The sequence below is a fragment of the Faecalibacterium langellae genome, from assembly GCF_002549775.1.
Classification (GTDB): Bacteria; Bacillota; Clostridia; order Oscillospirales; family Ruminococcaceae; genus Faecalibacterium; species Faecalibacterium langellae.
Genome location: NZ_NMTR01000011.1, coordinates 25,116 through 45,006 on the forward strand (window position 1 = coordinate 25,116; position 19,891 = coordinate 45,006).

Consider the following 19,891-nt stretch of genomic DNA (forward strand, 5'->3'; position numbering starts at 1 on the left):
ATCCAAAAATTGCTTTCGATTTTTGTGCAGTTTTAAAGGCTTCCTGTTCCCGTGCAGCGCACACTTTTACTGAAACATGAGTTTTTTGTGTTTTTCAGGAAAACAGTTGAAGAAATTTCACCTGTATATTTTTGCATTTTATGCATAAGTCGTACTGTTTCGCCCATTTTGTCCGCTTTCTGCGCACAGAAAAACTCCCTCCCGACGCCGCGCATCGGAAGGGAGCTGAGCCTTTGTTTTTGTTACAGGAACAGCGCCACCACATAGGTCCCGCCGCTGTATTCAATGAACACCGCGCCCATCCTGCTGCAGCCTTCGGCCTCGCTGCGCAGGGCCTCCACGGCGTCCTGTGCTGCCGGTGCATACAGGCGGCCCGGGTCATAGTACGGGTTGCCGCTGTTGTCCATGGTCAGGGCGATCTTCACGTTCGACGAGAGATAGAGCGACCCATTGGTGGAGTCGGAGATGAATTCGTTGACGCTGATGCCCGGGTTCATGTTGCCGGTGCCCGGGTCCAGCTGCACCTTGCGGACCAGCTGCCCGTCCGCAGTGGTCAGGTTGGTCACTTCCTCGGTCATCCACTGGGCGATGCGCTCGGCGGCGTATTCCAGCTGGGTGTCGTACTGCAAAGCCGGGCTGACCCGCTTCATCAGGGCCTGAGCTTCCTCCGTGTTGACCTGTACCGTGGCAAAGTTCAGCAGCCCGCTGCAGCCGGTGAACGCCGCCAGCGCCAGCACCCCTGCCAGCAGCGCGGCCAGAAATCTCTTTGCGTGTTTCATGTAGATCCGTCTCCTTTCGGTGCGTTTTCTCCATGATACCCTTTTCGACAGGGAATTGCAAGTATTTATGAATAAGAAAAATTCGCTGTGCAGGAACGCCCTCTCAGCTTCGCTGCGCTCAGCAGCTCTCCCAAAGGGAGAGGTGGATGCGACCAACGGGAGCAGACGGAGAGGGCGCGCCTGCTAAAAAGGGCCGCCGCACATTCCTGTGCGGCGGCCCTCTGATGCCAAAATCTTATTTCGCGTATTCGACGGCGCGGCTCTCGCGGATGACGTTGACCTTGATCTGGCCGGGGTAATCCAGCGTGTCCTCGATCTTCTTTGCGATGGAGCGTGCCAGCAGGATGACCTGATCGTCGCTGATGACGTCGGGCTTGACCATGATGCGCACTTCGCGGCCCGCCTGCACGGCAAAGGCCTGCTCCACGCCCTCGAAACTGGAAGAAATTTCTTCCAGGTTTTCCAGACGCTTGACGTAGCTTTCCACGTTCTCGCGGCGGGCACCCGGGCGTGCGGCGCTGATGGCATCGGCCGCCTGAATGATGAAGGCCAGCGGGGTCTTGGGCTCCACGTCACCGTGGTGGGCCTCAATGGCGTGGATGATCTGGGTGTTCTCTTTGTACTTGCGGCAGATGTCCACACCGATCTGGACATGGCTGCCCTCGATCTCGTGGTCCAGTGCCTTGCCGATGTCATGCAGCAGACCGGCGCGGCGTGCCAGCGTGACGTTCACGCCCATCTCGCCTGCCAGCAGGCCGGCCAGCCAGGCCACTTCCATGCTGTGGGTCAGGGCGTTCTGGCCGAAGCTGGTGCGGTACTTCAACCGGCCGATCAGCTTGATCAGGTCCGGGTGCAGGCCGTGGATGCCCAGCTCCATCACCGCGCGCTCGCCCTCGCGCTTCATCTGCAGCTCCAGCTCGTGGCGGCACTTCTCCACCGTCTCCTCGATGCGGGCGGGGTGGATACGGCCGTCGCCGATCAGGCGTTCCAGGGTCATGCGGGCCACTTCGCGGCGGGTCTGGTCGAAGGAGGACAGGGTGATGGCCTCCGGGGTATCGTCGATGATCAGGTCCACACCGGTAGCAGTCTCCAGCGCGCGGATGTTGCGGCCCTCGCGGCCGATGATGCGGCCCTTCATTTCATCGCTGGGCAGCGGCACCACGCTGACGGTGGTCTCGCTGCAGTGGTCGGCAGCGCAGCGGCTGACGGCCTGACCGATCAGGTTGCGGGCAATGTTGTCGCAGTTCTCCTTCAGGTCGGTCTCGTAGGCGGCGACGCGCACAGCCTTTTCGTGGGTGAGCTCCTCGTCCACCTTGTGCAGCAGCACTTCGCGGGCGTCCTCCTGGCTCAGACCGGCCAGCGTTTCCAGACGCTCCAGCTCCTTGGCGCGCAGGGCGTCGATCTCGGCCAGGCGCTCCTCGGCTTCCGCCGAGCGCTTTTTCAGTTCTTCTTCCTTTTTCTCCAGCGCTTCGGTCTTGCGGTCCAGCGCCGTTTCCTTCTGGTCGATGCGGTTCTCCTGACGGCTGATCTCCGCACGGCGCTGCTTGATCTCCTTGTCGGCTTCCGCCTTCTGGGCGTCCACCTCCGCCTTCAGCTTGAAGGCCTCGTCCTTTGCTTCCAGAACCGCTTCCTTGCGCTTCTGTTCAGCGGTCTTGATCGCCTCGTTCACCAGGCGGGTCGCTTCGGCCTCTGCGCTGCCGATCTGGGCTTCGGCGGTCTTTTTACGGTTGTTATAGCCAATAAAATAGCCCGCACCAACGCCGATCACAGCAGCGATCAGGGCCACGATCACTCCAATCGCGGTCATCGCGTTTCACTCTCCTTTGTTAAAATTCAGGTCTTGAATCATAAGCAGGAGACGCTGCACGGCAGGTGTAGGCTTCAAACGGGTCTATAAGTGAGCTTTCAATCCAAAAAGTGACAGCAGAACCACACGCGCGGTGGGAGCACCGTGCGGGCAGACTGCAGCTTTTCTCTCTACGGTTCTGTCTTATAATAAACAGGCATCACATGCCTGAAAGAACTCGGGGTTCACGGGACGACCTGCATCCAGCGTCTTTTATTCCATACTACTGATTATAGTACGAAACATTTGCCCGCTTGTCAAGGGGAAAAGGCTCCCTGCGCAACATTTTGTGCACAAAAACAAAAATGTCCGGCCCGGGCAGGACCTGCTGCCGGGCCGGACAGAGCGTTTTGTTATTCCAGATACATCCGGCGCAGGCGCATCAGGCGCGCCGGGGTCAGGCCGTATTCCGTTTCCAGATAGTTCTCCGCGCTGCCGAACTTCCTGCGGATGGTGTCCAGCACAAAGGGGGCCGCCGCCGGGTCCACGCCCGCCATGGCATAATAGCGCACCCGGCAGGCAGGGTCTGCCGCGATCTCGGCCGCGTGCTCGGCCAGCACCGCGTCGATCTCGGCCTTGCGGCAGGCATTGGTCTGTTCAAAATCGGCGCAGATCACTTCGTCCGACGCGCCCAGTGCCAGCAGGATCAGCATGGCAGCCACACCGGTGCGGTCCTTGCCGGACGTGCAGTGGAACAGGATGGGCGTCTCGCCCGCTTCCAGCGCGCGGAACAGCTCTTTGAACGCCTTGTTGCCGGTGAGCATTCGGCGGTACAGCCGCTGGGAGATGCTCTCGCCTTCCTCTGCGGTCTGCATCAGCTTTTCAATGTCGCCGGGCGCAAAGGCGATCTCGGCACCGTCCTCGGCGCACAGGCCGCAGATCTGCACCAGGCGCGCGCCGTCCGGCACATAGTCCGGCTCCTTCTTTGCTTCCCCGCTGCTGCGCAGGTCCAGAATGAGCCGCAGGCCCAGCGAATCCAGCAGTCTGCGGTCGGCCTCGCCGGTGAGCTTGCCCGTGGGGATGCCGCGGTAAATTTGCCCCCACTTCACGTGCTTGCCTTCGTCGGCCAGATAGCCGCCCAGCTCGCGGAAGTTGTTCCCGCCCGCAAACGCCAGCTGGGTGCCCGGAGCCGGGTGGGCCGGGGCAGGCTTTGCTGCCGCGCTGGACAGCACCGGGAAGTTGTAGAAGGGCTTTGCCGGGCGGCCCCGGCGCGGCGGCAGGCTGGCCGAAGCCCCCAGCACCTCCATCAGGTAGCTGCGCAGCAGGTCGATGTAGGCAGAGCTCGTGTCCCGCCGCTGCACCAGCGAAACGCACAGGGGCGGCAGGTCTTCCAGCAGCACATCGCGCACGCGGTCCAGCTCCCGCCGGGCACCGGGCTCATAGCGGGTCAGGCAGGTGCACAGCTGCTCCTGTACCAGGTAGTAGGCCTGGTAAAAGCTGGGGCCGATCTCGGCGTTGGGCGCAAAGCCCGCCCGGGCGCAGGCCGACCACAGCGGGCTGAACAGGTCCTGCCGCAGGCTGGGCAGCAGCACCCGCTGGCCCCGCAGGTCGGCAAGGGGGATGCTCTCCTTCTCCCAGAACGGGTGGCCCCGGGGCACCAGCAGGCAGGCCGGGTCCGCCCGCAGGGTGGTGCGGGCCAGCACCGGCGCGGCGCACCCCAGGTCGATGACAAGGCCCGCGTCCAGCTCGCCCTGCTCCACTTCGTCGGCCACAGCGTCGTTGTCCATCATGCGGAAGCGCATCTCCACATGGGGGTACTGCTGGCGGAACTTGTCCAGCTGCGTTTCCAGCCCGGGCAGGTAGTCCGGCACCAGCGACACACTGATGCCGATGCACACCGGCTGGGCGGACTGGATCTCGGCCCGCAGCGCCGCCTGCATCTGCTGGAACTGCTCCACCACCGGCGCCGCGTGGCGCTGCAGGCTGATGCCGCGGTCGGTGAGGGTGAGCTTGTGGTGCGCGCTGAGGAACAGCGGGCCGCACAGCTCTGCTTCCAGCGCCGTGATGCTCTGGCGCAGAGCCTGCCGCGACAAAAACAGCCGCTGTGCCGCGCGGCTGTAGTTCATTTCATCGCACAAGACCAAAAAATAGTGCAGCTGGCGGATGTCCATGGTTTCCTCCTGAGAAAAGTATCATATAAAGAATACCGCCTTTTGGCCTGATTGTAAAGCCGCTGGAAACAAAAAGCTGCCGCACAGCATCACACTGTGCGGCAGCCGGAGCGCAAAACGATCAGATCAGGCTCAGGGCTTCCTCATCGCCCACAAGGATGAAGTCCGGGTGCATCTGCAGGATGCTGGCGGGCACCTCCGGGGTGACGGGGCCGAAGAAGGCTTTCTTGATGATCTCGGCCTTGCCTTTGCCGTTGGCCACCATCAGCACCTTGCGCGCCTGCATGATGGTCTTGATGCCCATGGTGTAGGCCTGCTTGGGCACAAGGTCCACGTTGCCGTCAAAGAAGCGCTTGTTGGCCTCAATGGTCTCCTGGGTCAGGTCCACACAGTGGGTCTCCAGCTCAAAGGCCTCACCCGGCTCGTTGAAGCCGATGTGGCCGTCGTGGCCGATGCCCAGCAGCTGCAGGTCGATGCCGCCCACAGCGTGGATGATCTGGTTGTACTTGGTGCAGGCGTCCTCGGCGTCGGGGTTGGTGCCGTCCGGCAGGTTGATCTTGGCCGGGTCGATGTTCACCTTGTCGAACAGGTTCTTGTGCATGAAGCTCCAGTAGCTTTCCGGGTGCTCCTTGGGCAGGCCGCGGTACTCGTCCAGGTTGACGGTGGTGACCTCGGAGAAATCAATGTCGCCCTTGTTGTACCACTCCACCAGCTGGGCATATGCGCCCACGGGGGTGCCGCCGGTGGCCAGGCCCAGCACGCAGTTCGGCTTCATAATGACCTGTGCCGAAATGATATTGGCTGCCTTGCGGGACATATCCGCATAATCTTTTGCACGAATGATCTTCATTACAAACGACCTCACTTATCATCTTTTTTGCCGCTCTGCACGGGCTGCGCAGAGCACTTCTGCGTTTAGTTTATCACATTTCGCAGACAAGCGCCAGTCATCCCGGCCATCTTTTCGGTGTGTTTGCACAAAAAGATGCAAAGCCCCGCCGTTTGGGCCGGCATTTCCGGTCACGAACGCGCAAAAACGCCGCCGGGCGTTTCCACACCGGCGGCGCTGCATGTTGAAAGATCAGTTCCCGCTGCACAGGCCGCAGGCGGCACAGGCGGCGGGGGTGGCGGCACAGCCGCCAAGGGCGGTCTCGCGCAGCTCGGCGGGCAGGCGCTTGCCCACGGCGTACATGGCATCCAGCATCTGGTCAAAGGGGATCAGCTGCCGGATGCCGGAAAGGGCCATCTCCGCCGCAACAAGGGCGTTGGCCACACCGGCGGCGTTGCGGTTCTGGCAGGGGTACTCCACAAGGCCCCCCACCGGGTCGCACACAAGGCCCAGCATGTTCATCAGCACGGTGGAAGCCGCATCCAGACACTGCTGCGGCGTGCCGCCCAGCAGTTCCACGGCGGCCGACGCCGCCATGGCCGACGCGATGCCCACCTCGGCCTGACAGCCGCCCACGGCACCGGCCACGGTGGCGTTGCGCATGGCAAGGTAGCCCACCGCACCGGCGTTGAACAGCGCCTCCACGATGCGCCCATCCGGCAGGTCATAGCACTCCTGCAGGGCCAGCAGCAGGCCCGGCACCACGCCCGCCGAGCCGGCCGTGGGCGCGGCCACGATCAGGCCCATGGAGGCGTTCACTTCCAGCACGGCCATGGCGTAGGTCATGGCCTTCTGCAGCACGTCGCCGCAGATGCCCTTGCCCTCGGCCGCGTGGGCCTGCAGGGTCTTCGCCTCGCCGCCGATGAGCCCGCCCATGGATTTGATGGGCGTTTCCAGCGGCTGGGTGGCAGAAGCGCGCATGATGTCCCACGCTTTTGCCATGCGGCGGTCCACGGCGTCCTGCTCCACTTCGCCCAGCAGGCATTCGCGCCGGCGCATCACCTCGGAGATGGGCAGTGCGTTCTCGGCGCACAGCGCCAGCAGTTCCTTTGCGGATTTGAAATCCATGTTCATTTCGCTCCCCCTCCTTACGGCTGCACGACCATCACATCGTGGATGTTCGGGTTCTCCTGCAGCAGCTGCGCCACGTCCTCGGGCAGGCGCTCGTCCGACTCCACGATGGTGTAGGCGGTGTGGCCCTTTTCCTCGCGGAACAGGCGCATGAACGCGATGTTCACGCCGCGGTCGCTGAGAATTTTGGTGATGTGGGCCACCACGCCGGGCTTGTCCTGCTGCACCACGATGAGGGCGTTGTACTCGCCAGTAAAGTCCACCGCCACGCCGTTGATGCGCACGATGCGCACCTTGCCGCCGCCCAGCGACTCGCCGCGCACGGTCATCACCTGCCCGGCGGCGTTCTCCATGCGGATGTCCACCGTGTTGGGGTGAAGGTCGGTCTCGGTCTCGTTGGGGGTAAAGCTGTAGACAAGGCCCCGCTGTTCGGCGATGGCGAAGGAATCCCGGATGCGGGTGTCATCGGCCGAAAAGCCCATGATACCGCCCAGCAGGGCGCGGTCGGTGCCGTGGCCGTGGTAAGTTTTGGCGAAGGAGCCGTACAGGGTAAAGTCTGCCCGGCGCAGCGGCGGGGCGATCATCTTCTGGGCCAGAAAGGCGATGATCTCCGCGCCTGCGGTGTGGGAACTGGACGGGCCGATCATGTTCGGGCCCAGAACATCGAAAACGCTGATGAATGCCATGGGGCTTGTCCTCTCCTTGTCTGTCCGAGGGGCCGCACACGCCCGCTCTTTGGAAAATCGTTTTTCAGCAAATGCTCTCCTTTTGCCCTCAGTGTATCACGGATGCACACACTTCGCAAGGCGGGGCAGGCAAAAGCAGGGCCGCCCGCGTCTGCGGACGGCCCTGCGGCTGACATTTTTGGTTTTTGCGTTTACTGGTTCGCGGCCTTCTCCTGCTCTGCCTCCTCGGCGGCGGCTTCGGCTTCTTCCTGCTTCTGGTACTCCGGGAAGGCCGACCACATGGGCTCGATGTCTTTGCCCTTCACGCGGCGGTCGAAGTAGTTGCGGGTGATGGCCACCACGGTGCCGGACAGTGCCAGCACGCCGATGAGGTTCGGGATCATCATCAGGCCGTTGAAGGTGTCGGACAGGTCCCACGCAAGGCCCAGCTTCATGGTGGCACCCACCACGGTCATGCCCACGAAGACCACTTTATAGATGCGGCTGCCGGTGGTGCCGAACAGATATTCCACAGCTTTGGTGCCGTAGTGGCTCCAGCCGAGGGTGGTGGAGTAGGCGAACAGCAGGATGGAAATGGCGATGAACTTGGGGCCAAAGCTGCCGAAGGCAGCGGTGAATGCCTGGCCCACCAGCGCGTTGTCCTGCACACCGGCCAGCACGGCTCCGCTTTCCAAATCGACCACACCGGTGGTCAGAATGACCAGTGCCGTGAGGGTGCAGACCACGATGGTATCCGCGAACACCTCAAACACGCCCCACATGCCCTGATGCACCGGCTCCTTGACGTTGGAGGCGGAGTTGACCATGACCGCAGAGCCCAGGCCCGCTTCGTTGGAGAAGGCGCCGCGCTTGAAGCCCCAGGTGATGGTCTGGCTGATGCCGTAGCCCAGCGCACCGCCGCCGGCGGCGTTCAGGTTGAAGGCACCCTTGAAGATGGCGGCAAAGGCCGCCGGGATATTGCCCGCGTGCACCACCACGATGACGAGGGCACCTGCGATGTAGAACAGCGCCATGAGGGGCACCAGCTTTTCGGTGACGGCGGCCACACGCTTCAGCCCGCCGATGACGATGAGGGCCGTGACCACCATCAGGCACAGGCCGGTGACGAGGGTGGGCACACCGAAGGCCGCGTTCATGTTGCCGGCAATGGAGTTGATCTGGCTCATGTTACCGATGCCGAAGGACGCCAGGATGCAAAAGCAGGCAAACAGCACAGCCAGCACCTTGCCCAGCTGCTTGCAGCCCTTCTTCGCGCCCAGGCCGTCGGTGAGGTAATACATGGCACCGCCCGACCACTCGCCTTTTTCGTTCTTGCGGCGGTAGTAGACGCCCAGTACGTTCTCGGAAAAGCTGGTCATCATGCCAAGCAATGCCATGACCCACATCCAGAAGATAGCACCCGGGCCGCCGGAGACGATGGCCGTGGCCACACCCACGATGTTGCCGGTGCCGATGGTGCCCGCCAGCGCGGTGCACATGCTCTGGAACTGGCTGATGGCCATATCCTCTTTGCTGGTGTGGGTGGTGACATCCTTGTTGGTGAAAATGGCACCGATGGTGTGCCTGAGCCAGTAGCCCATTTTGCGGAACTGGAAAAAGCCCGTGCGGGCGCTCATCCAGAACCCGGTGCAGAACAGCAGTGCCAGCCCGAAGGGCCCCCACACCACGCCGTTGACGGCGTTGTTCACCTGCGTGACGATCTCGACCATAACTCTCTTTCCCCCTATACACAAAAACAAAACGGGCAAAGCCCGCCAAAGGCTCTGCCCGCAAAATCCGGAGCGCTCTCATTTCTTTCCGCCGCCGGGTGCGCCGTGTTCCCGGCCGCACGCCCTTGTGCGCAAAAGACGATGCTCTGTCCTTTTGCCTGAGAGATACAGCCGCTTTCCCGGCGGCCTTACACCTTCGGCACCCGCTGCGCGGGTTTCTCCAGAGTGCGCGGATCTTTCCCTTTGCCGCACACGTCTTTTCAGTTCTCCTGCTGCGCACAGATGTGCGCGATAGAAAGATGATACCATATTTTGTCCGCCTGCGCAAGACATTCACTCCAATTTATGCGGCGGTTTCATCTGTTATGCCACAGGGTGAATTTTATTTTTGTATGACTTTTCACAGCGGCGTAGTAAGGCCAGCGTGCCGGTAGCTTTCTCCTCGGACACGAGTACGGGTTGTGGCACCCAGCATCTGCTTCACATTCGCTCGCAGCTTGCTGGCCACGGCCCCAACAACAGCTCCCTGTTTCCGCCACTGGCGGCGGTCTCTGTTGTTGCAGGCCATTCCATCGCCCGCCCTATTGCCCTTCGGGCAACAGGGTCCCACCCCAGCGGACGGTCCTCGGAGAAACTCCCTGCCTACTGGCCGGAAAATTGCATATTCCCTTCCATTCCAGTCAATACTCCCCACCGGAAAGGCAGGGATGTTTCATGCACAAACGGCACAAGCGCCGGGGCTGGGACCCGTTCTGGGCGTCGCTGCTGGCGACCCTTTTGGTGCTGGTGCCGCTGGTGGGCGGCACGGCGCTGCTCAGCCGCCAGCAATTGCACACCCAGCTGCGGCAAGCCGCCCGCAGTGAGAGCGGCATCCTCATCCGGCTGCCGAAGGCCGACGACCAGCTCACCGTGCTGCTGTGCGTGCCCGGCGAACAGCCCAGCTTTCTGCTGGCCTACCTGAACGCCAGCCAGAACTGCGTGCACCTGCTCAGCGTGCCCTCTGTGCTGACTGTGCCCTTTGCCGAGGGCGAAGCCACCCTCGCCCAGTGCTACACCGCCGCAGGCCCGGCCCGCTGCCGCGAAGCCCTGACTGAAACGCTGGCCCTGCCGCAGGATACCCATTACCTGGCCCTCTCGCCTGCTGTGCTGGAACGCATCGCGGGCCGCTACGGGCCGGTGCGGGTGAGCCTTTCCGGCGCGCTGACCGACGACGAGCTGGCCCGCTATGGCCGCAGCCGGGCGGTGCAGGGCATCTCGGCCGGGGACGCCCACGAACTGCTCTGCCAGCTGCAGGCCGATGCGGCCCTTTCACCCCAGCGCACCGCCGCCGCCCGGGCCGCCGTGTGGGACGCCTTTTTCCGGCAGAACCTCGACCTGCTGCCCACCACCCTGCCGGACGCCCTGCGCGGGGTCAGTTCTTCCCTGCTCACTGACCTGACCGCACTGGACTACGACACGCTGGAGCGCACATTGGAATTCCTCGCGAACAACGCCGCCAGCATCGAAGCACAAGCCCTGCCCGGCGATTGGGACACGGCCACCGGCACTTACACCGTCACCGATGCTTCCCGCGCGGCGGTGCAGACCTTCTTCAACGTCTCGCCCACCGAGGCGCAGGCGTCGTCTTTCAGCGAACCGTAACCCAGCACCAGCGTGCCCGCTGCCGAAGGTGCGTCGCCGGTCAGGTCGTAGTCACTCAGCAGGCCCAGCTCCATGCCCGCAGCCGCAGCGGCGCGGCGCAGGGCGGCATCCGGCGGCGGGTCCCTGAGCGCTGCCAGCAGGTGCAGCCCGGTGTGCAGCCCTGCGAGGGTCAGCTCACCCGGTGCGAAAGCTGCCGTCAACGCTGCGGTCAGGGCGTCGCGCCGGGCCTTGTAGGCCACCCGTTCCCGGGCCAGATGCCGGGTGAAGTAGCCCTCGGTGATGAACCGGGCCAGCGTCTGCTGCTCGAAGCGGCTCACCGTGCCGGAATAGAGCCGGTACTTTTCCCGCCAGGCGGGCAGCAGATGCTCCGGCAGCACCATGTAGGCGATGCGGATGCTGGGCGCGAGGCTGCGGGAGCAGGTGGAAAGGTACACCACCGGGCCGTCCGCGCCCGCCATGCCCTGCAGGCTGGGCAGCGGGCGGGTGTCGAAACGGAACTCGGAGTCGTAGTCGTCCTCTATAATGTACCGCTGCCTCGGTTTGCGGGCCGCCCAGTGCAAAAGCTCTGCCCGGCGGCCTGCCGGCATGGTGACGCCGGTGGGGAACTGATGGCTGGGCGTGACGTAGCACACCGCCGCATCCGAGCGGTTCAGTGCCGCCACCGAAAGGCCGTCGCCGTCCACCGGCACACAGCAGCAGGGCACGCCGTTGTTTTCCAGCACCTGCTTTGCACGGGGGTAGCCCGGCGTCTCCACTGCCGCCGGGCCGGGCAGCAGCGGGGCCAGCAGGCCCAGCAGGTATTCCAATCCCGCACCCACCACGATCTGGTGCGGCCCGCACTGCACGCCGCGATACTCGGAAAGATAATCGGCCAGCGCCTGCCGCAAAGCCGGGTCGCCCTGGGCATCGCCGTGGGTGAGCAGCTCGGGCGAGGAATACAGCAGCTCCTTCTGCAGCCGCGCCCAGGTGCGGAACGGGAACAGCCCCGGGTCCACACCCCGGGTGGAAAGATCGTATCGCACCGGCGGCGCGGGCGGCTGGGGCTGCGGCTGTCTGGGCAGCGCTGCGGCTTCCGGCGCGGCCGCCTGCGGCAGGGCCAGATATTCCTGTACATAAAAGCCGCTGCGCTCCCGCGATTCCAGATACCCTTCCGCCGCCAGCATCTGGTAGGCGGCATCCACTGTGTTCACCGAGACGGACAGCTCCGCCGCCAGCCGCCGCTTGCCGGGCATCCGGGTGCCCGCCGCCAGCGTGCCGCTGCGCATCTCCCCGGCCAGGCTGCGATAGAGTTGCTCGTACAATGGCACGCCGGAGTCTGCATCCAGTGCCGTGGTCAGATGGACCATAAAACCTTCCTCCTGTCTGGGCATTCTGCCAAACTGACCCCATAAAAAAACTTTGTTCTGGGTATTTTCATGGTGCCAGTTCTGCGTATAATAGGAGCATACCCGCCGGACACCCAAATGTCAAGTAGGATTGTAGGTTTATCTGCAAGTCCGCGGGAAAATGAGAGTCTTTGGAGCTTTCATTGGAAATTGGAGGGAACGTACATCATGTCTACTACCGCAATGTGGCTGCTGCTGGCAGTCGTTGTCATCGTCATTCTGTTTGCCAGTGTGCTGTATAAGCGCACCTTTACTACCAAGGAGCTGGCCCTCACCGGCGTCATGGCCGCGCTGAGCCTTGTGGCTTACCTGTTCTTCCGCATCCCGTTCTACGGCGGCTCCTCGTTCCATCTGGGCAACACCTTCACGGCCCTGACCGCCCTGCTGCTGGACGGCGTTTCCGGCGGTCTGGCCGGTGCCATCGGTCTGGCCCTGGCCGACATCCTGGCCGGTGACCCGGGCTATGCCATCACCACCTTCGTGCTCAAGTTCATCATCGGCATCACCTGTGGTGCCGTGGCCCACAAGGCCTTCAAGCTGCGCGATCTCGATAAGCACAGCGCAGGCTACCTCGTCAAGGTCATCGCGGCCGCCGGTTCCGGCCTGCTGCTGAACGTGGTCACCGACCCGTTCCTGGGCTACTTCCGCAATGTGTACATCTTCGGTCAGGAATACACCGTGGCGCAGGCGCTCTCCAAGATCGCCGGCGGCGTCACCTTCGTGAACAGCGTGGCCTCCACCGTGTGCGCTGTCATCCTGTACCTCGCCCTGCGTCCGGCTCTGGAGCGCGCCGGTCTGCTGCCCAAGGGCGAAAAACACTAAGCTATCTCTCTATCCTGATACAGCACCGCTGCCCTCGCTTTGCCGGACATCTCCTATCCTCCGGCGGCGGGGGCAGTGGTGTTTTCTGCGTTCTTGTGCAGCTGCCGCATTTGTGCTATGCTTAAAAATACAGTCGATTTTTGAGAGGAGGATCCATCATGGCTGCTGTCAAAGCACCATCCAACCAGAACACCAACCTGATGACCGAGGGCAGCATCGTGAAGAACCTGCTGCTGTTTGCCCTGCCGCTGATCCTGGGCAACCTGCTGCAGCAGATGTACAACACCGCCGACAGCATCATTGTGGGCAATTTTGTGGGCAGCAATGCGCTGGCCGCCGTGGGCTCCAGTGGCTCACCCATCTACCTGCTGATCGGCTTCAGCCAGGGTGTGGCCGTGGGTGCGGGCGTTGTCATCTCCCAGTATCTGGGTGCCGGGGACCACAAAGAGACCCGGGAGGCCGTGCACACCTCGCTGGCCATTGCGGTCCTCATGGGCCTTGTGCTGACCATCGGCGGCGTAGCCTGCTGCCGGGCGCTGCTTACCGCCATGAATACCCCCGCCGAGGTGATGGGCGACGCAGTGACCTACCTGCGGCTTTACTTCGGCGGCGTGCTGTTCAGCGTGGTGTATAACATGACGGCCGGCATCCTGAACGCGGCGGGCAACTCCCGCCGGTCACTGGTGTATCTGGCCGCTGCGTCGGTGACCAACATCGTGCTGGACCTGGTGCTCATCGCCGGGCTGAAAATGGGGGTGGCCGGTGCCGCCATCGCCACCGACCTGAGCCAGCTGGTCTCCTGCGTGCTGAGCCTGCGCTTTTTGATGAAGACCGACGACGCCTGCCATGTGGAGCTTTCCGGCATCCGGCTGCACCGCAGCATGGCAGGCCGCATCATCCGGGTGGGCCTGCCCACCGGCATCCAGAACATGGTCATCTCCATTTCCAACGTGCTGGTGCAGGCCGGTGTGAACGGCTACGGTGCCGCCGCCATGGCAGGGTTCGGCGCTTACATGAAGATCGACGGCTTCAACATCCTGCCCGTGACCAGCATCAGCATGGCGGCCACCACCTTTGTGGGCCAGAACTACGGTGCCGGGCGGCTGGACCGGGTGAAAAAGGCCGTCTGGGTGACCTTGGGCATCGGCATCCTTTACACCCTGTGCACCGGCGCGGCTCTGCTGGCCGGACAGGACTTCATTCTGCACCTGTTCACCCGGGACGAAGCCGTCATTGCCTTCGGTAAGCTGGCCATGCACTGGTTCTGCCCGTTCTACTTCCTGCTCAGCATCCTGCACGGGCTGGCAGGCGCGGTGCGCGGCACCGGGGCCAGCGTGCCGCCCATGGTGGTGCTGCTGGTGTCGCTGTGCCTGTTCCGCATTGTGTGGATCCAGTGGGTGCTGCCCTCCTTTTCCACCATCAACGGCATCTTCCTGTTGTACCCGGTCAGCTGGGGGCTGGGTGCCGTGCTGATGGCTCTTTACGCCTGGAAAGGCAAATGGATGGAATATCATACCTGACGTTATGACGCAAAAACTCCCCCGGCGTTGCCGGGGGAGTTTTTTATTTCTCAAAGTTTTTCAAACACCAGGAACCGGAACGAAATTTCCGTTTCCAGTTCCGGCAGTGCGGCCAGACGCTCGGCACCGCCGCGCGGGGTCTTCCAGTAATAAGGCGTCATGGCGAACAGCGCTTCCAGCTGGCCGTGGGGCACCGTGATGCGCCCCGCAACTTCCCGCTCTCCGATGGCCTTGAAGCCTTCGTAGGCGATCTCCTGCACCGGGTTCTTGTAGGGCTTTTCGTACAGCACCGCCTTCATCTGATAAAGGTGCTCGGCCCCGGGCACCACGTAGATCATCCGCCCGCCCGGGCGCAGCACCCGCAGAAATTCCTCCTGCGCAAAGGGCGAAAAGCAGTTCAGCAGCAGATCGGCCCAGCCGGTGCGCACGGGCTGGCCAAAGCTGGACGCCACGGCGTACTGCGCGGTGGGCAGGGCCTTCGCGGCCAGACGCACCGCCGGCTTTGCGATGTCAAAGCCCGCCAGCTGCAGCGGGCGGCCGGTCTCGGCAAATTTCTGCGCGATGCACCGGTCGTACCAGCCCTCGCCGCAGCCTGCATCCAGCAGGTGCAGCGGCGCATCCGGGGCGGCAGGCACGCCATACTCGACGCACAGCTCGCCCAGCGCCTTGCCGAAGATGCCGTAGTACCCGGCGTTCAGAAAGGCGCGGCGGGCCGCCACCATCTCTTTGCTGTCGCCGGGAGCTTTGGTGCGCATGCTCTGCACCGGCAGAAGATGCCAGTAGCCCTCTTTGGCGCGGTCAAAGCAGTGGCTTTTTTCGCATTTCAGGACGCTGTCCCCGGAAAGGCGCGCGCCGCACAGCGGGCACTGCCACGGGGCGAACGGTTCACTTCTGCTCATACTTCGTCGCTGTGGTCCTCAATGGGGGCGGTGGCACCGCCGTGGGCGTTCATATACTCCTCAAAGTTCGTGAACTTCTGCTGCGGCGGGCGGCGGCTGATGAGCACAAGGCCCGGGTCCTCATCGCGGGCGGCAGCGCCGCGGCCCCGGCGGGCAGGCTCTGCCTTGGGGGCGCGGGCGGGCTGGGCACTGCGGCCAGCGTTCTGGCTGCGGCCGCGCTGGTCATTTCGGCTGCGGCTCTGCTCTGCATTCTGGGTGCTCTGGCCGTTCTGGGCACCACGGGCCGGGCGGTCACTGCGGTCATTGCGGCGGCCCTTCTGCTGGCCCTGTGCATTGTTCTGGGCCGGCTGAGCGGCACTGCGGATGGCCGGGGCAGCAGGGGCTGCCGGGGTCTTCTTGGCAGAGCGCAGCGGGGTGGCCTCCGGCGCGCTCACAAAGTGGGGGTCGAACTTGGGCTGTGCATTGCTGCCGCGGGCCGGGGCATTCTGTTCCCGGCGGGGGCGGCTGTTATTATTGGAACGGCGGTCATTGCTGCGTCCGCCGGAAGTACGCTTGGTATCATCCATGGGTTGTTCCTCTTTTTCCAGTTTTGCGGGCTGCTTTGCCTGCGCCTTGGGCGCGGCGGCAGCCTTTTTTTCAGGCTTTGCCTTTGCGGCTGCAGGTTTTTCAGCCTTGGCGGCCTTCTGTGCCTGCGGTTCGGGCTGCGTGTCGGCCTGTGCGGCAGCCGCCTTCGGCTTTTTGCCGCGCACGGGCGGCTCCGGGCGCACCGGGGCGGGCACGCCGTCCCAGGGGTGGCCGCTCACCACGGGGATCTTGCGGCGGTTCAGCTTTTCGATGCCCGCCAGATACTCCTGCTCCTCGGGCGCGCAGAAGCTGACAGCCGTGCCGTCGGCACCGGCGCGGGCCGTGCGGCCGATGCGGTGCACGTAGGTCTCCGGCACCTCGGGCAGGTCGTAGTTGAACACATGGGACAGCTCACTGATGTCGATGCCGCGGGCGGCTATATCGGTGGCCACCAGCACGCGGGTCTTCCCGGCCTTGAAGTTTTCCAGCGCGGTGACGCGGGCGGTCTGGCTCTTGTTGCCGTGGATGGCCGCTGCCGGGATGCCCTGCTTGGTGAGGTCTTTGGCGATCTTATCCGCGCCGTGCTTGGTGCGGCTGAACACCAGCGCGTTCACCACGGGGGGCTGCAGGTTCTTGATGAGCCAGGGCAGCAGGAACTTCTTGTTGCCCTTCTCCACATGGTAAAGGCTCTGCTGGATGCGGTCCACCGTGCTGGACACCGGGTCCACCTTGACGAAGGCGGGCTTGCGCAGGATGCCGGCGGCCAGCTGCTCGATCTCGGCGGGCATGGTGGCGCTGAACATCAGGTTCTGGCGCTCCTTGGGCAGCTTGGCGATCACCTTTTTCACATCGTGCACAAAGCCCATATCCAGCATGCGGTCGGCTTCGTCCAGCACGAAAATTTCAAGGTCCGACAGATCAATGAAGCCCTGACCGATCAGGTCGTTCAGGCGTCCCGGGCAGGCAATGAGGATGTCCACGCCCTTTTTCAGCGCTTCCACCTGCGGTGCCTGGCCCACGCCGCCAAAGATGACGGTGCTGCGCAGCTTGAGGTACTTGCCGTAGGCTTCAAAGCTCTCGCCGATCTGCAAAGCAAGCTCGCGGGTGGGCGTGAGGATCAGGGCCCGGATAGCCCCCTTGCGGCGGGGCGGGTTGGCTGTGAGGCGGTCCAGCATGGGCAGCGCAAAGGCAGCCGTCTTGCCGGTGCCGGTCTGGGCGCAGCCCATCAGATCCCGGCCGGACAGCACCGGCGGGATGGCAGCCGCCTGGATGGGCGACGGGGTCTCGTAGCCCGCCTCCTGCACAGCGCGCAGCAGCGGGGCGGACAGATTCAATTCTTTAAATGTCATGGTTCTCCTAATTTCAAGTGGCACTTCCCCATTGGCTTCCCCCGGTCGGGGGAAGCTGTCTGCACAGCAGACTGATGAGGGCGCGTCAGTTGCACACATCTGCTGTCCCATCACCCTCATCCGTCATTTCGCTTTGCTCAATGCCACCTTCCCCCGGCTGGGGGAAGGCTTTTGGGGGAGCGTTCTTATTTTACAATTTTCCGGCACTCGATGTAGTACCGCTTTTCCTCCGCGTGGCCCATGCTGAAGGTCTTGCGGGGCAGCACACCGCCCATCACGACGCCCTTGAACAGGTCGCTCTTGGCAAACGGCGGCATCAGGAACGCCACAGCGCCCTTCTTGCACAGGGCACGGACGGCAGGCTCGTCGTGGACGTAATCCACGCGGGCCTCCTTGTGGTGTTCGAGGTAGTATTCAATGAATTCGTCGATGGTGCCCACGGTCAGCGGGGCGGTGGGGTCCTCAAAGCTGAGCACATTGGCCATGTGGGGCCCGGCCAGCGTGAAGGGCTGCTTCTTGCTGCCGCCAAAGCAGCAGCCTGCCATGTTGGCGTCGCTCCAGGTGATCAGCGCCAGCAGCACCGCCGCACAGTCCACATTGAACAGCACGCGGTGGATGGGCTCGATCTCGATGGCGGGCGAGTGCACGTTGCACACCTCTGCCAGACACCAGCGGGCCGGATGGTTCGCGGCCTGCTCCGGCGTCAGGGTCTTTTTCAGTTCCTCCCAGCAGGCCTTTGCGGTGGCCAGCGAGTGGTTGCCGTCGCCCACAGCCAGGGTCAGCGGGTCGCGGCGGGTGGCATCCGGGTACTTTTTGTCAAATTCTTCCTGGCTGCCCAGCACGTCCAGCGCATGCTCGATCTGCGCGATGAGGGCAGGGTCCTCCACAGCCCATCCTGCGATGTGGCCGCCGCCCAGCATCAGCTCACCCTCATACACCTTGGGCAGCTCCGCCTTATGCGCCGCCACCGGCTCGATGAGGGTGCAGCCCGGGTCATCGGCCAGCATCATGATGTGGGGCGTTTCCAGCGCCGCGCCGGTGCGCACCTTCATGCGGGGCGGGATGCGGCTTTCCACCGTGCTCTCGCTGGGGCGCACGGCGCAGGGTGCGCCGCGGCGGTAGCTGTAGGCTTCCAGATCCACCATGCCCACAAGGCCCTGCCGCACCCGGCCGCTCTGCTCGGTGCGCTCGACGTAGATAAAACCGTCCACGCTGCGGGTGAGCACGTTCTGCTCGTAATCCTTCATGGTGGCGTGGATCGTTTCAACACGGGCGTCCGCGTCGCCGTCCTCCAGATAGACTTCCGGCAAAATCAGGTTCAGGGTGCTGGGGCTGCCTGCTGCGGCAGCCTCGGCCTTCTGCCAGTATTCGCGGTCGCTGGTGAACTGGTCGCAGGCGATGCAGCCCCACTGTTCCAGCGGGATCTGCGCAGAAGGCAGAAGGATGTGGGCCGGTGCAAAGCAGGATTTCGAATTCATAGCAGATTCCTCCCTCTCTATAAAAGCCAGAAACGTTCCAAAAAACTTACTGGAACGTGTCGGTGCTGTGCAGTACCAGGTGCTGCACGCCCTGTTCGGCGGCAGACTGTTCCAGCGCGGTGCGGCTGTCGGCATCCAGCGCCTTGTCCGCCGTCACCAGCAGGTTGTCCATGCCCAGGGTCACAGCGGGCACATCCAGCGCCACGCTGCTGGTATTGCACTGGTCCAGCGTATAGCTGAACCACAATGTCACACTGCCTGCAAAGCGGCTCTGCAGGGCAGCGATGTCCGCCTTGAGCTGATCCGCACGGGAGACGCCGCCGGTCTCGCCGTAGTCCTGTTTGCGGCTGAGCTTCGGGAACTGGACATTGGTCAGGATCACCTGCTCAAAGCCCATGCCCTGCACTTCCGCCACCAGGTCGCCCACATACTCCACTGCCGCAGCGGAGTAGGGGTTCAGCCAGGCATTGCCGTCCTTCTGGGCGTCCAGCCACAGGCCGTCGCCGTAATGGATGGCCATGCTGCGGTCGGTGCGGGAGGAGATGGGGTCCTTGAAGGCCGCGATCTGCGCCACCGGGATGATGCCCTCCTCCCGGAAGATGGCCGCGATGCGGGCCGGGTCGGCCGGGCTCTCCACGATGCCGTTGGCAGCAGCCGCCACCGCAGACGCATAGTAGACCGTGCCGGATGCATCCTTCAGGGTCACGACGCCGTAGTCTGCGCCCGCAGCCTTCAGCTGCTGCGCCGCGGCACGGATGGCGGCGTCATCGGTCAGGGTGGTCACATCCACCTCGGCCCAGCTGCCGCCGGTGATGGCTTTGCCGTCCAGCTCCGGCTCTGCGGGCTCCGAGGCCGCCTGCGAGGAAGCTGCCTCGGCCGCAGCAGAGGAGGCCGCCGCTTCCGAAGACGCCGCGCGGGAGGCGGATTCCGCTTCCAGATCGCGGTTCTTCACCACAGTGTACCAGGTGTGGGTGGCCCAGTCCAGCACATGGGGTGCTGCCAGCCAGGCCGCGCCCAGCACCGCCAGCACCAGCACCACGATGCCCACGCCCCGCTTGATGCGGGCGGTGCGGCTGTAGAAGCTGCGGTGGTAACGCTTGACCTTCGGCCTGCGTTTGTATCTTGCCATAGTGCATTCTCCT

The 19,891-nt window shown here is 63.6% G+C and carries 15 protein-coding genes and 1 riboswitch; of the genes, 3 read left to right on the top strand and 12 right to left on the bottom strand.

Going from position 1 to position 19,891, the window contains the following annotated elements:
- Positions 1 to 242: 242 nt before the first annotated feature.
- The 7 genes from CGS49_RS03915 to CGS49_RS03945 all read right to left on the bottom strand — a co-directional run bounded on the left by CGS49_RS03915 (position 243) and on the right by CGS49_RS03945 (position 9,091).
- Entirely contained in the window at positions 243 to 779 is a 537-nt protein-coding gene (locus tag CGS49_RS03915; protein ID WP_097800608.1) for a hypothetical protein, read from the bottom strand.
- Between the two features lie 235 nt (positions 780 to 1,014).
- Complete coding sequence (gene rny, locus CGS49_RS03920) at positions 1,015 to 2,586, bottom strand: ribonuclease Y (protein ID WP_097800609.1); 1,572 nt, start codon at positions 2,584 to 2,586, stop codon at positions 1,015 to 1,017.
- Positions 2,587 to 2,978: 392 nt separating this feature from the next.
- Positions 2,979 to 4,736, bottom strand: coding sequence for a tyrosine-protein phosphatase (locus tag CGS49_RS03925; RefSeq protein ID WP_097800610.1), 1,758 nt, complete (start codon positions 4,734 to 4,736; stop codon positions 2,979 to 2,981).
- Positions 4,737 to 4,857: 121 nt separating this feature from the next.
- Positions 4,858 to 5,586 (bottom strand): glucosamine-6-phosphate deaminase, encoded by a 729-nt coding sequence (gene nagB / locus CGS49_RS03930; RefSeq protein WP_097800611.1) that lies wholly within the window; start codon positions 5,584 to 5,586, stop codon positions 4,858 to 4,860.
- A gap of 231 nt (positions 5,587 to 5,817) precedes the next feature.
- A complete protein-coding gene (sdaAA, locus tag CGS49_RS03935) occupies positions 5,818 to 6,699 on the bottom strand; it encodes an L-serine ammonia-lyase, iron-sulfur-dependent, subunit alpha (RefSeq protein ID WP_430407818.1) in 882 nt (293 codons plus the stop codon).
- 14 nt (positions 6,700 to 6,713) lie between these two features.
- Positions 6,714 to 7,382: an L-serine ammonia-lyase, iron-sulfur-dependent subunit beta gene (sdaAB, locus tag CGS49_RS03940; RefSeq protein ID WP_097800612.1), complete on the bottom strand. Its 669-nt coding sequence runs from the start codon at positions 7,380 to 7,382 to the stop codon at positions 6,714 to 6,716.
- Positions 7,383 to 7,573: 191 nt separating this feature from the next.
- Entirely contained in the window at positions 7,574 to 9,091 is a 1,518-nt protein-coding gene (locus CGS49_RS03945; protein WP_097800613.1) for an alanine/glycine:cation symporter family protein, read from the bottom strand.
- 136 nt (positions 9,092 to 9,227) lie between these two features.
- A riboswitch (glycine riboswitch) is annotated at positions 9,228 to 9,325 on the bottom strand.
- 480 nt (positions 9,326 to 9,805) lie between these two features.
- Here CGS49_RS03945 and CGS49_RS03950 point away from each other — a divergent pair.
- Positions 9,806 to 10,732, top strand: a complete 927-nt coding sequence (locus tag CGS49_RS03950; protein WP_097800614.1) for a hypothetical protein — start codon at positions 9,806 to 9,808, stop codon at positions 10,730 to 10,732.
- Here CGS49_RS03950 and pdxR read toward each other — a convergent pair.
- Positions 10,639 to 12,078 (bottom strand): MocR-like pyridoxine biosynthesis transcription factor PdxR, encoded by a 1,440-nt coding sequence (gene pdxR, locus CGS49_RS03955; RefSeq protein ID WP_097800615.1) that lies wholly within the window; start codon positions 12,076 to 12,078, stop codon positions 10,639 to 10,641. The two genes, CGS49_RS03950 and pdxR, sit on opposite strands and share 94 nt — an antisense overlap.
- Positions 12,079 to 12,285: 207 nt before the next feature.
- Between pdxR and CGS49_RS03960 the strand changes: the two genes are divergently transcribed.
- Together CGS49_RS03960 and CGS49_RS03965 are read left to right on the top strand one after the other, a co-directional pair.
- Positions 12,286 to 12,939 (top strand): ECF transporter S component, encoded by a 654-nt coding sequence (locus CGS49_RS03960; RefSeq protein ID WP_242975358.1) that lies wholly within the window; start codon positions 12,286 to 12,288, stop codon positions 12,937 to 12,939.
- A gap of 158 nt (positions 12,940 to 13,097) precedes the next feature.
- Positions 13,098 to 14,459 carry an MATE family efflux transporter gene (locus CGS49_RS03965; protein ID WP_097800617.1) on the top strand — a complete coding sequence of 454 codons (1,362 nt, stop codon included), beginning with the start codon at positions 13,098 to 13,100 and terminating at the stop codon, positions 14,457 to 14,459.
- Between the two features lie 50 nt (positions 14,460 to 14,509).
- Here the strand turns inward: CGS49_RS03965 and CGS49_RS03970 are convergent, their stop codons facing one another.
- The 4 genes from CGS49_RS03970 to CGS49_RS03985 all read right to left on the bottom strand — a co-directional run bounded on the left by CGS49_RS03970 (position 14,510) and on the right by CGS49_RS03985 (position 19,878).
- On the bottom strand, positions 14,510 to 15,358 hold the full coding sequence (locus tag CGS49_RS03970; protein WP_097800618.1) for a putative RNA methyltransferase: 849 nt from the start codon (positions 15,356 to 15,358) through the stop codon (positions 14,510 to 14,512).
- Positions 15,355 to 17,271, bottom strand: coding sequence for a DEAD/DEAH box helicase (locus CGS49_RS03975; RefSeq protein WP_097800619.1), 1,917 nt, complete (start codon positions 17,269 to 17,271; stop codon positions 15,355 to 15,357). The genes CGS49_RS03970 and CGS49_RS03975 overlap by 4 nt, the downstream gene beginning before the upstream one ends.
- A 185-nt stretch (positions 17,272 to 17,456) precedes the next feature.
- Entirely contained in the window at positions 17,457 to 18,749 is a 1,293-nt protein-coding gene (locus CGS49_RS03980; protein ID WP_097800620.1) for a DUF1015 domain-containing protein, read from the bottom strand.
- Positions 18,750 to 18,795: 46 nt separating this feature from the next.
- Entirely contained in the window at positions 18,796 to 19,878 is a 1,083-nt protein-coding gene (locus CGS49_RS03985) for a putative glycoside hydrolase (protein ID WP_097800621.1), read from the bottom strand.
- Positions 19,879 to 19,891 lie beyond the last annotated feature (13 nt).